The following is a 12,783-nucleotide window of genomic DNA, read 5'->3' on the forward strand; positions in this document are numbered from 1 at the left end:
TAAAATACTGAATGAACGTTCATTCACAAAGTAGAGAAGAGTATGGATGATAAACGCCAACTAATTTTTGATGCCACAGAAAAGATCATTGCAACTAAGGGATTACAAGGTTTATCTATGCAGCAAATAGCAAGCGAGGCTGGCGTCGCAGCTGGTACCATCTATCGCTATTTCAAAGATAAAGATGAGTTAATCGGCGAGCTGCGAAAAAATGTATTGCGATTAGTCGCTGATCGTATCTTAGCCGATATAGACAATGGCTCCATCGAAGATCGCTTTAAACGCGTCTGGCACAATATTGTTAATTTTGGTCGCCAGCGTACATCTACGAACCTGAGCTATGAACAGTATATTCATCTACCTGGCATCGATAATGATGCCCACCAAGGCTTTGAGAGACAGACCTTTGGCAAATTACATGAGCTATTTGAACAAGGCCGTGAACTTAAGATTTTTCACCCTCTGCAAGACAAAGTACTGTTTGCCATCGCATTTGAGCCAGCCGTCTCCTTAGGCAGAAGTATTCGCCGGGGGCAAATGCAATATGACGTCAATGAAATTGAACAAGCTTGCCATCTCTGTTGGCTAGCTATACTTACCCCCACATATTTACAGAAATAGGAGCCGTCAGGACAATGAAAAAGTGGACCCTGATAATGCTAATCATAGCAATGTTGGCCTTTGGCTCAGTGATTGGCTTCAACTTAATGGTTAAAGGCAAAATTGCCGATGCTATCGCCAATATGCCCGAGCCCGTTTCCCCCATCACCGCCATGGTCGTGACACCGCAACATTGGCAGCCAACGATCGATGCCATTGGTTTTGTCGAGCCCAATCAAGGAGTGACTATTGCCAATGAACTCTCTGGAGTAGTAGCAAACATCAACTTTGAAAATGGCAGTGAAGTACAAGTTGGCCAAAACCTTATCGAACTCGACTCTGCTGTAGAAAAGGCAAACTTAAAAAGTAAGATGGTACAACTCCCCGCAGCAGAAGCTGACTTTAAGCGTCTCTCTCGACTCTACAAACAAAATTCGGTATCCAAACAAGATCTCGATAATAGTGAAGCCAAATACCTCACTCTAAAGGCTGATATTGAAAGCCTCACTGCCACCATTGAGCGCCGCGAGATTGATGCACCATTTAGTGGTTTGGTGGGTATCCGTGGTGTCAACTTAGGTGAATACTTACAAGCCGGCACTGACATTGTGCGTCTTGAAGATATCTCTACCATGAAGATCCGCTTTACTATTCCACAAACCCAACTACCAAAAGTGAGTAAGGGTCAAAGCATTCATGTATATGTAGATGCCTACCCAGATACACCATTTGAAGGACTTATCTCCGCCATTGAGCCCGCGGTATTTTATCAAAGTGGTCTCATTCAAATACAAGCCACAATCCCAAACACTGATGCCAAACTCCGCAGCGGTATGTTTGCTAGGGTCGCAGTGCTACTGCCAGAGATGACAGAGCAAATTGTTCTGCCTCAAAACGCCATTACCTTCACCCTTTACGGCAACTCTATTTTTATCATTGAAGATAAAACTGAAGATGGTGAGACAGTTAAGCGAGTCAAACAAGTGAATGTTGACGTACTTGAGCGCAACGGTAACGACGCGCTCGTGAGTGGTGCGATAAAAGCAGGTGACAATATTGTTACCTCTGGGCAACTTCGTTTAAGTAACAATAGCAAGGTTAGCGTTACACAAAGCGATGCACTCACACCGCCAGCTAACATGCCACAGCTTTAACGGAGATTAGCCATGCGTTTTACCGATATATTTATCCGCAGGCCTGTTTTAGCGGCATCCATCAGTATCTTGCTACTCATTTTGGGATTTAATTCCCTCAACGGCATGCAGGTACGTGAATACCCAGAGATGACCAATACGGTTGTCACCGTATCCACCAGCTATTATGGCGCAGATGCCAATCTCATTCAGGGGTTTATTACTCAGCCCCTTGAACAAGCATTAGCCCAAGCAGACAACGTCGACTTTATGACCTCTGACAGCTTTCTAGGTAGCTCAAAGATCACGGTTTACATGAAGCTCAACACAGATCCTAACGGTGCACTCGCCGATATTCTCGCTAAGGTGAACTCAGTAAGATCCCAACTACCTAAAGAGGCGGAAGACCCCACCGTTGAGATGTCTACAGGATCACAAACCTCTGTCCTGTATATCTCTTTTTATAGTGATGAGATCAACTCCAGTCAGATCACCGACTACCTTGAACGTGTGGTAAAGCCTCAACTATTTACCATTGATGGCGTCGCCAAGGTTAATCTTTATGGCGGCATCAAGTATGCGATGCGAATATGGTTAGATCCCGCTCGTATGGGTGCTTTTAACCTCTCCTCGACAGATGTCATGCAAGTACTGCAAGCCAACAACTACCAATCTGCGGTAGGTCAGGCTAATGGGGTATTTACCCTGTTTAACGGTACCGCCGACACCCAAGTGGCTACTGTCGATGAACTAAAACGTCTAGTTGTCGGCAGTAAAGAGGGCTTAGTGATCCGCTTAGGTGATATTGCCGATGTTAGCCTAGAGAAAAGTCACGATATCTATCGCGCGTTGGCCGACGGACAGGAAGCCGTTGTCGTTGGGCTAGATGTCACCCCAACGGCTAACCCGCTAGTGGTTGCTGCCGATGCTCGCGAACTAATGCCTGACATAGAACGTAACCTGCCAGCGTCAATGAAGGTGCGTATTCTTTATGACTCCTCTTTAGCTATCGATGAATCGATTCAAGAGGTGATTAAAACCATTGGTGAGGCAGCGTTGATTGTGATTGTGGTGATCACCCTGTTTCTAGGCTCATTGCGCGCGGTCGTCATTCCTATTGTGACCATTCCATTATCCCTTATTGGCGTTGCTGTGATCATGCAGCTCTTTGGATTTACCCTTAACTTAATGACCCTACTGGCAATGGTATTGGCCATTGGCTTGGTGGTCGATGATGCCATTGTGGTGGTCGAAAATGTCGACAGGCATATCAAGCTTGGAGAAACCCCATTTAGAGCAGCCATCATAGGCACCCGTGAAATTGCCGTTCCGGTGATATCCATGACCATCACACTCGCCGCCGTGTATGCACCAATTGCCCTCATGGGGGGGATCACAGGTTCGCTATTTAAGGAGTTTGCTTTAACCCTTGCTGGCGCGGTATTTATTTCAGGGATCGTCGCACTCACCCTATCGCCAATGATGTGTTCTAAGATCCTTAAGCCTCATGCTGCACCTAATCGTTTCGAGGCGGGGGTTGAGAGCTTCTTAGATAATATGACACAGCGTTACAGCAAAATGCTTGACGCGGTGATGCAACGTCGTCCGGTTATTATCGCTTTTGCTGTGATTGTGTTTGTTTCACTGCCTATCATGTTCAAGTTCATTCCATCTGAACTGGCACCCAATGAAGATAAAGGCGTGGTCATGATGATGGGCACTGCGCCCTCTACCGCTAACCTCGACTATATCCAAGCCAATATGGCTGAGGTGACAGACATCATCAGCTCCCATGCTGAAGCGGCGGCATCACTTGCCTTTGTGGGTGTGCCTAATTCCAATCAAGCATTTGGTATTGCACCATTAGTCCCTTGGAGTGAGCGCGATATGAGTCAAAAACAGGTACAGAAAATGTTTGCTGAAGAGGTAAAACAAGTACCTGGTATGGCAGTGACCACCTTCCAAATGCCTGAGCTACCTGGCGCGTCAGGCGGCTTACCCATCCAGTTTGTGATCACTACATCGAACTCATTTGAAAGCCTGTTTCAAATTGGCTCCAGCGTGCTTGAAAAAGTGCAGAAAAGTCCGTTATTCGTCTACTCAGAGATCAACTTAAAATTTGACTCTGGCACCATGAAAATCCACATAAAAAGGGATTTAGCAGGGAGCTATGGCATTACCATGCAAGATATTGGTATGACGCTCACCACTATGATGAGTGATGGCTACGTTAACCGCATCAACTTAGATGGTCGCTCTTATGAAGTGATCCCCCAAGTTGAACGTCAGTATCGCGCCAACCCAGAATCACTAGCGGGATACTACCTCACCGCCGCCGATGGTAAGTCGATTCCGCTATCGAGTTTGGTCGATATCGAGATGGTCTCGCAACCAAGGTCGCTGCCGCACTTTAACCAGATGAATGCGCTAACCGTTGGCGGTGTCGCCACCCCAGGTGTGGCCATTGGCGATGCCATCGACTTCTTAAAGAACATTGGCGACAATGACCTGCCTAAGGGTTATAGCTATGATTTTCTTGGTGAAGCTCGTCAATATGTTACCGAAGGTTCGGCGCTGTTTGCCACCTTTGGCCTGGCACTCGCGATCATCTTCTTAGTGCTCGCCAGTCAATTTGAAAGCGTGAGAGACCCACTGGTTATCTTAGTATCAGTACCGTTGGCCATCAGTGGTGCACTAATCGCGCTGGGCTGGACTCATATTTTTGGCCTATCGTCGATGAACATCTATACCCAAGTTGGGCTTATTACCCTAGTGGGGCTCATCACCAAACACGGGATTTTGATGTGTGAAGTGGCAAAAGAGGAGCAGCTTCATAACGGCTTGAGTAAGCTTGATGCCATTAAGCTGGCAGCTACAATTCGTCTGCGCCCTATCTTGATGACAACGGCGGCCATGATTGCAGGTTTGATTCCACTCCTATTTGCCGTTGGCGCGGGGGCTGTGGCACGCTTTAATATTGGTTTAGTGATCGTATCAGGCTTAGCTATCGGTACACTATTTACCCTGTTTGTCTTGCCGGTTATCTATGTCTATCTGGCAGAGAAGCACGAACCTTTACCAGTGTTTGATGAAGAATTCGCCCAGCCAGATAAGGGGTAGCTATCGCGAAAGTCACAAAAGGCCTAGTATAGCTAGGCCTTTTTATTTCTAATCCCAGCTAGCTCAGGTACAATTCTCAACCATACATACTTGATGGCCAAGAGCAGACTTAGACAATGATTAATCCAAAGAAGATCGAAGAAGTTGCCAAGCAACTTAGCGACAACCTACCTAGCGGCCTAAAGCAATTTGCCGGCGAGTTTGAAGACAAGAGCAAGCAGATATTACAAAATCAGTTGATGAAACTTGATGTTGTTTCCCGTGAAGAGTTTGATGTGCAGCAACATGTGCTGTTAAAAACCCGCGAAAAGCTAGAAGCCCTGCAAGCACAAGTTGATGCTTTAGAAGCGAAGCTTAAGCAAGAATAAGCTCCTTACTGATTTAAAAAAGAGCGCAATGCGCTCTTTTTTATTGCCTCTTTTTCGCCACCATTGATCATCAGTCTGCCCCCCTTATCTCCTTTTAACCTGATTAAATATAGCCAAACACCATAACGCTAGATACCGATCGGTATAAGAGGGAATTTATATGTTAAACCGCATTGGACTGAGTCATAGTCCGTTAAGCCAAAAAATACTGTTCATCGCACTGCTAACCCTAGGCTCACTCATTCCCCTAGGGTTAGTCATGGATATGACCTTTGACAGACAACAGCTTTATCATCAAGTGGTGGCGGAAATTGGCCAATCATGGGGGGAACAACAAGAGATTGCAGGCCCAGCGCTTGTGCTCCCCTATACCTATGAGATGATTCAAGAAAGCTTTAATGAGCAGGGTCAGCTCACTAAAACACGGCATACCCTCGATAGTGAATTTATTATTTTGCCCACAGATCTCAACCTTGATATCAGTCTTAAACATGACTTTCTCTCTCGAGGAATTTTTCAATCTTTGGTATATAACGCCACCCTATCGGGTTCTGCTAACTTCGATATCGGCAAGATTGACCTACCAAATATCGTCAATACGTATCCTGAGCGTGCACGACTGGTATTTGGTATCTCAGCAAATCAAGCTATCGACAGTATCGACCTATTTAAACCACAACTCCCCCCAAGCAGCGGTGGGGCTCAACAGCCGATTGAGCAAAGTAATACGCTGATGCCGGGTACCGGACTTGGCCAGCTATCAGGCCTTGATAGAGGCTTTCATCAAGCAATTAACTTACCCGAAAGCACAAAGCAATTAAATCTGGCTTTCACTATCAATCTACGAGGCTCTCAGGGGCTGAGTGTGCTGCCTACAGGCCAACAAACCACAATTAACCTTAATGCCGATTGGCCCCACCCTAGCTTTAGTGGTCTACTTCCCATGGCTCGCGAAATCGACAGTAATGGATTTAGCGCAACATGGAATGTGAGTCATTTAACCCGTAACTATCCGCAGCGCTTTAGTAAAAACAATCAAATCAACTTACGCGAGGTCAACGCCCACACCACACTATTTGAGCCAGTGACTCACTACGGAAAAATTGAGCGAGCAGTAAAGTATGGCCTGCTTTTCATCATCCTCACTAGCATCATGTTGCTGATTTTTGAGTTGGGCCAAGCACAGTCGCTATCTACCATTCAATATCTATTGGTCGCCAGTGCCATGACGCTATTCTACCTTGTGCTGTTGTCACTCTCAGAACATATTAGATTTGGCTATGCCTATCTGATAGCCGCCGCTATGCCGCTATTTTCGGTTTCAATCTATATTGGCAGCGTCACTCGCAGCGCCAAACGAGGAGGAATAATGGCGGCCATGCTCATCGCCCTCTATAGTGTGCTTTACTCCATTCTAAAACTCGAAGATTATGCACTATTGATGGGCACAGGTTTATTAGTCGTGGTGCTGGGAATTTTGATGTATATCACCCGACATAGCCCAGAAGACCTTGTAGAGATGAAGCAAAATTAATCTCAGTTTATGTCGCTAAGGCTAGCCAGCCCAACATGGACAGGTTAGCCTTGCTGTTTTTTGTGAGGCCTCTCTTTGACACTTTCATTACGCCGAAAAATCTATCTGTTACTTGGGTGGATGTTGCTTATCAGTGTGCCAGCCATACTACTGCTAACTCACACAGCCATGTTTCCACTCATCTCACTTAATTCATCCCAGGCAGAAGGCCTCTATTGGTTGACCTCTTCTGGCACAGCGCCATTTGGCGTACTTACCGTCTTAGTCTTGCTCGGTTTGTGCTTTAGACAAATATCCAAAGCCCACTTTCTGCCACTGTTTATCACGGTCTCTATTAGTATGGTGTCGACCTTAGCGCTCAACCAGTTTCTAAAGCCGTACTTCAGCGAACCTAGGCCCAATGCCCAATTACTGCATCAGCAACAACTGCTCAATATTAACGAGTTTTATCAACTAGCCCCAGCGCAACGCAAACCTGTTATCAACCATGCCGTCAATCAATTCACCACTGACCCCCATAATTTGCAATTATCGCCTCTTATCGCCAGTCATTGGCGGAATGAAGTCGGCTTCGCTTTCCCCTCTGGGCATACGCTATTTGCCGTGACCTTATCTATGGTAATGAGCTACTTCCTATTGCTTAGCGGCCAATATCTATTACCATCTCTATTATGTTTGTGGAGCTTAGGTATGGGCTTTAGCCGCATGCTGCTAGGAATGCACTGGTCACAAGACGTGCTGGCCTCGACGGTTATCGGCGGTCTTATAGGTTTAGCCTGTATTTGGGGGATGAATCGATGCTGGCCTCGCCTTGCCACCTTAATCGCAACGCTCACCAATACAAAACCATTAACCACGCCATAGAGTACTTAATATGACCCTGCAGCTAGATGATATCGACTTGAAAATACTGGCGTTGCTTCAGCAACATGGTCGTTTAGCCAATCAAGAGTTAGCCTCGCTTGTAGGGTTATCGGCGTCGCCCTGCTCACGCAGGGTTAAAGCGCTTGAAGAGGCCGGCTTTATTGCAGGTTATGCCACACTGCTTAACCCAAAGCACTTTGATCTGCAGCTCACCGCCTATATCCAGGTCCGCTTAGAGAAGCACAGCCAAGCAATACTCGATGCATTTGAGCTAGCAATGAGCAGCTACGATGAAGTACTTGAATGCTGTTTACTCACAGGTAGTGATGCCGATTATCAGCTAAAAGTGCTGGTGTGCGACATGGAAGCCTTTAAGCGCTTTCTATTAGAGAAGCTCACCACCCAGCAAGATATTGCCGGTATTCGTTCAAGCTTTGTACTGAAACAGGTGAAAAACCAAACCGCAATTCCATTACCAAAATCCTAGCCACAAGCCCAACACCTCATTAGTGTCAGGCAATAAAACCGATCTTTTGCACAGATTGGGTTTTATTTTCTGGCGCAATCAGATCGCGCTAACCGTCCCCACTCAAACCACAAAGCAAGTAAATCTCAAGATATAATATTTATTAGCAATAATTATCCACAAACAGGCAAAAATACAGAAATACTCGCCAACAAAGAGCCTAAAACCGGCAGAACTTTACTATTGACCCGCTAGAATAAAGGTCTATGATTCGCCCTCTTTTGCAGGGGAGAGCACGATGAGTTCAAACGATTCCAGCCATTTTAGTTCAAGAATTGGCTTCATCATGGCCGCAGCAGGTAGTGCCGTCGGTGTCGGCAATATTTGGGGGTTTCCAACGCAAGCAGCAACCCATGGCGGCGGTGCATTTCTACTGGTTTATCTGGTGCTCATTCTTATCCTCGGCTACCCCATGCTGGTTGCAGAGTTAATGATTGGTCGTCACGGCCAAACTAACCCCGCAGACGCCATGGCGAATATTGGACGCTCAACATTCAGCCGCCAAGTCGGTAAGCTTATTGGCTTTGCCTCTATTATCACCGCCAGCTTAATCTGCACTTTTTATATGATTCTATCAGGCTGGTTTGTCAGCTTTGCTATTGCGCCCATTGCCCAGCTTTCGGGCTTTGAACCAATGGCAAACTGGTTAATGGCCTTCTCGGTTGAACGAAATCTGTTATTCACTCTTATCTTCACCTTGATGGTTGTTCTGGTCATTCGCCAAGGTGTGCAACAAGGAATTGAGCGCTGGTCTAAACGACTCATGCCATTACTGCTGTTGATATTGGTAATAGGCGTTGGTTATATTCTTACGCTACCCGGCGCGTCTGAAGGGTTAACTGCGCTATTGGTCCCTGATTTTAGCCGAATTTGGGAAACCGAGGTGTTAGTCGGCGCACTAGGGCAAACCTTCTTTTCATTGACCATTGGAACTGGCGCGATGATGGTATACGGCGCTTACCTTAACAAGCAGGAAAACATTGCTACCCTCACCGCTTACGTCACCTTAACGGATACGAGTGTGGCCTTTCTTGCAGCGTTAATGATCATCCCAGCCATGTATGTGGCACAGCATAATGGCGTGCAGATCTTCAGCGCCGACGGCAGCTTATTAAATGCCGACACGCTGGTATTCACGGTATTACCAGCCCTGTTTGACACCTTAGGGGGGGTCCTAGGGCCGCTGATTGCTATCATCTTTTTCATACTAATGACCATTGCGGGCTTAACATCTGCAATATCGATTGTCGAAGTACCGACCAGCTACATTGTTGAGAAAGCCAACATAGAACGCCACCGCGCCACCTATTTAGTGGCAGGAGTGATCACGCTGCTGTCTATTATTATGGTGTTAAACTTTGAGCTGCTGTTTGGCTTTATGATCACCGCCACCACTGAACGCGCCCAACCTCTTATTGCCCTAGGTATCGCCATCTATCTGGGCTGGGTATGGAACAGAAACAGCCTGATTACCGCTATTCGCGCACAAGATGGTGCCAATGCCGATGGTCTTTTTTGGAAGATTTGGCCTGTTTACGTAAAATTTGTTTGCCCTGTCTTAATCATTCTTATCATAGTGCAACTGATCTCAGGTTAGTTTTCCATTACCCTCAACAGGCAAGCGTAAGCTTGCCTGTTATCGCAGCTATACTATGACGAACACTAATGCTACTATTCCCATATAAAACATAACTATAATTGTATTCTAGTTTTAAGGATTGAAACTAAATGAAGAAGGTCATTGTCGCCGTAGTCGTCTGTATAGCTGTGCTATTTTGGTTTAACCAAACCCCATCTACTAGCTCGTCGCCGTTAAATGACAGCATAAACACAAACCCACCCCTCTCATCACCCGTCACTCTCGATAGTGAATCCGCTCAACCAGAGGTTAACGCGCCTAAGGATTATCAAAGCTGTAAGTTACTTATCGAATCTAACAAAGAAACACGATGGAATTGGGCTAGAAAGATCGAATGGGCTCAATGGTTAGACAAGGGGTATTCTATCGATGATATCACCTTGGCTATCGATCACTTTTTAAACTCAAACTTCGCTGCGAGTTGGCGAGCTGAACAGCTCAAAAAGAACTCGAAACTTAAACAGCAGAATCAAAATCTAACAGAGAAAGTAAAAGCCTTAGCACCTGACTTACCTACTTTTGTTCGAGTCGAGAGAAGTATTCCTCAACCTCAAATAGATAATATTGCATCACTCAGCCAAGCTGACGCGCTAGCCCTGATTAAAGAAGTAAAACTCACCATTGAGGATGTTGATTGGTTACTGAAACAAGATTCACTAGATGAGCCGCTGTTGTTACTAGCCGTTAAACAAATAGATGATACTGACGCGCTTATCGGCTTTGGCGAAACGCTACGCCTTATCGATACCGCAGCCTACTATGGCAGAGAGCAAATCGTCACAGCTCTACTGGCAAAAAACAGCGTGCTCAGTGACGATGCCTACCTTGGCACAACCATGGAGTATGCCCTTGCCCGTCTAGATTACTATTTCCGCATGGATACCCCTTTAGAAGATGAGTTAATTGCAAAACAAGCCAACATAATTAAAGCGCTTCACGGGGTAAATAGCACTGCCAACTTTAGCATTCTGTCGAAACAAAAGGCCTTAGGTTTCTTTCCTCGTCATATTTACCGTTTCGATGCACAACAAATAACACATTTACAGCAGATGTATGGCCTCACACTCACCGAAATAGCCCCAAAGGCTACCTTAGTATTCGATGCTCACTCCCCATTTTTAGCGGAACTTAACGCCAATTTTGCAACGCTAAATACAAACAGTGCCACACCTGAAATGGTGGCAAGTTGCCGATCGCTGGTTAAAAAGGTCGATACTCAATGGCAGCCACATAATCTTGATTACTTTAGCAATAAACTAATCAAAGAGGGGCATGAGGTCACCGCCACAAATTTACATCACATTGATCCTGCATTAGCCGATTGCTTTGCCTATCGACAGCAGCAACACCTCCCCAGCTGGCAAGGCGGCGATAACAGCTTAAGCAGCACGGTATATGGGCTGGCGGCTAAGCGTCAGATAAATGAAGCCATTGAAATGGTTGAGAACGCGCAGTTAGAAGAGGCGGTAAATCGTTGGTTTTTCTATCAGCTATTAGGTTACAACCCTGAGTATTTCACGCTATTACAACTGAGCGAATTACGTCAAGAGACTTTCGACTACGACACTTTGTACCAAGTTGCGCGTAGCAAAACCATTTCTCTTATCAACCAAGGTTTGGACATAGACAAACTAGATTATGCGGGTAAAAGTTGGTTAGATATTGCGATACTTGAACACGATCTCCCACTGCTCAACCATTTGGTTAATCAGCATATTAGCTACCCAGTTAAAGCTAATGGACGAGATCCGCTTTACCTGTTACTAGATACCAGCCATTACCAATTTAAGCCTGAGCATCTATTGGAGTACTTATCCTTGCTAATGCTACTTGAACCCAATATCCATCCGCATCATCAACGTTTAATGTCACTGGTACGTTTGAAATACCCTGAAACCTACACTGAGATCACCAACCAGTTTCCAGCATTAATGGTAGAAGATGACACGCCACTGCCGCCTGCGGTTTGCCTGAATTATTAAGGTTTAGCAATAGAGAAGGCACCTCTCGGTGCCTTCTCTCTATTTCATAGCCATTAAACTGGTTAGTTATCTACGACTCGTGAAAAGTCACTTTCACTTTTTGGCATCTTGCTAAAGCCCAACTAAATCCCGATCTAACTCCTCTCAAACTCATCATTATAAAAAATAAGGACATCAATTGGGCGCCTAGCATCTATTGCTATCGATAATGTTTTTGTTGAAGTGGTTTCTTACGAAGCGTATTTTTAATCCAAATAAAGTCAGTCGAACTATTTTCACTGATTTGACCACAGTAGCAAGGACAGCGCATGGAAGCTACACTCACACCAGCAAACTCAACAACGTCAGCAACCCCAGCTATTGAAGCCAAACATTCAGGGCTTGGTATTACTTCATTTGTATTATACCAATTAGTATAAGAAAGTGATCTACTCAGCGTGTTTTTTGGCAACTAATTCAAGACGAATGGGCGACGGAATGGTTGTTCCCTTGTGAGGCCGTTCAACGCAGAAGTAGGCAGCCAAAAACACGCCTAACAGGCGAGTTTTAGCGCTTTCGATTCAGTGTTAACGAGTTTGACCGTAGAACAACTATGCTCTTCACTCGCTGCCTTGCCTCATAAGCGCTAACTTCTCGCTGAGCGATCACATCTTTATACTGATTGGTATTAAGCATCGTTTCGTTAGTGCTCACCTTTGGCTTATTAATTGTCGCAGGTGTACTCGAAGCCACCACTCCTGGCGGCATGAATGAAGAATCTATAGAAGCTATCGTAGTGGGGTTACTGCTATTTGCTTTTATCGGTACCGCACTGATCGCCACAGGGTTAGGTATAGCGGGGCTATGCCAGAAACAGCGTAAGAAGATATTTGCAATTTTGGGGACGATATTCTCGCTGGTCACGGTGGTCTCAACCGTGTCGCTAATCTCCTTTGGCATGACAATAGATTAGATAGCTCGGCGCGAGTGATCCGTCACTAAAAAGGGGAAGCTAAGTTCCCCTTCTGTTTGTGAGTG

General features: G+C 45.6%; 10 protein-coding genes. All 10 read left to right on the forward strand.

Annotation, left to right across the window (positions count from 1 at the left end):
• The first annotated feature begins 42 nt into the window (after window positions 1-42).
• Entirely contained in the window at window positions 43-621 is a 579-nt protein-coding gene (locus BEL05_RS05750; RefSeq protein ID WP_069670573.1) for a TetR/AcrR family transcriptional regulator, read from the forward strand.
• 14 nt (window positions 622-635) lie between these two features.
• Complete coding sequence (locus tag BEL05_RS05755; protein ID WP_069670574.1) at window positions 636-1,754, forward strand: efflux RND transporter periplasmic adaptor subunit; 1,119 nt, start codon at window positions 636-638, stop codon at window positions 1,752-1,754.
• Between the two features lie 12 nt (window positions 1,755-1,766).
• Window positions 1,767-4,853: a multidrug efflux RND transporter permease subunit gene (locus BEL05_RS05760; RefSeq protein ID WP_069670575.1), complete on the forward strand. Its 3,087-nt coding sequence runs from the start codon at window positions 1,767-1,769 to the stop codon at window positions 4,851-4,853.
• A 116-nt stretch (window positions 4,854-4,969) separates the two neighbouring features.
• Entirely contained in the window at window positions 4,970-5,221 is a 252-nt protein-coding gene (gene ubiK, locus BEL05_RS05765; RefSeq protein ID WP_069670576.1) for a ubiquinone biosynthesis accessory factor UbiK, read from the forward strand.
• Window positions 5,222-5,381: 160 nt separating this feature from the next.
• Entirely contained in the window at window positions 5,382-6,755 is a 1,374-nt protein-coding gene (creD, locus tag BEL05_RS05770) for a cell envelope integrity protein CreD (RefSeq protein ID WP_069670577.1), read from the forward strand.
• A 75-nt stretch (window positions 6,756-6,830) separates the two neighbouring features.
• Complete coding sequence (locus BEL05_RS05775; RefSeq protein WP_245686947.1) at window positions 6,831-7,619, forward strand: phosphatase PAP2 family protein; 789 nt, start codon at window positions 6,831-6,833, stop codon at window positions 7,617-7,619.
• A 10-nt stretch (window positions 7,620-7,629) separates the two neighbouring features.
• Window positions 7,630-8,106 (forward strand): Lrp/AsnC family transcriptional regulator, encoded by a 477-nt coding sequence (locus BEL05_RS05780; RefSeq protein ID WP_069670578.1) that lies wholly within the window; start codon window positions 7,630-7,632, stop codon window positions 8,104-8,106.
• Window positions 8,107-8,383: 277 nt separating this feature from the next.
• Complete coding sequence (locus BEL05_RS05785; protein ID WP_069670579.1) at window positions 8,384-9,742, forward strand: sodium-dependent transporter; 1,359 nt, start codon at window positions 8,384-8,386, stop codon at window positions 9,740-9,742.
• Window positions 9,743-9,873: 131 nt separating this feature from the next.
• Entirely contained in the window at window positions 9,874-11,766 is a 1,893-nt protein-coding gene (locus tag BEL05_RS05790; protein ID WP_069670580.1) for a hypothetical protein, read from the forward strand.
• A 685-nt stretch (window positions 11,767-12,451) separates the two neighbouring features.
• Window positions 12,452-12,718, forward strand: coding sequence for a hypothetical protein (locus BEL05_RS05795; protein ID WP_245686948.1), 267 nt, complete (start codon window positions 12,452-12,454; stop codon window positions 12,716-12,718).
• The last annotated feature ends 65 nt before the right edge of the window (window positions 12,719-12,783 follow it).

The organism is Shewanella colwelliana, from assembly GCF_001735525.1.
GTDB lineage: Bacteria > Pseudomonadota > Gammaproteobacteria > Enterobacterales > Shewanellaceae > Shewanella > Shewanella colwelliana.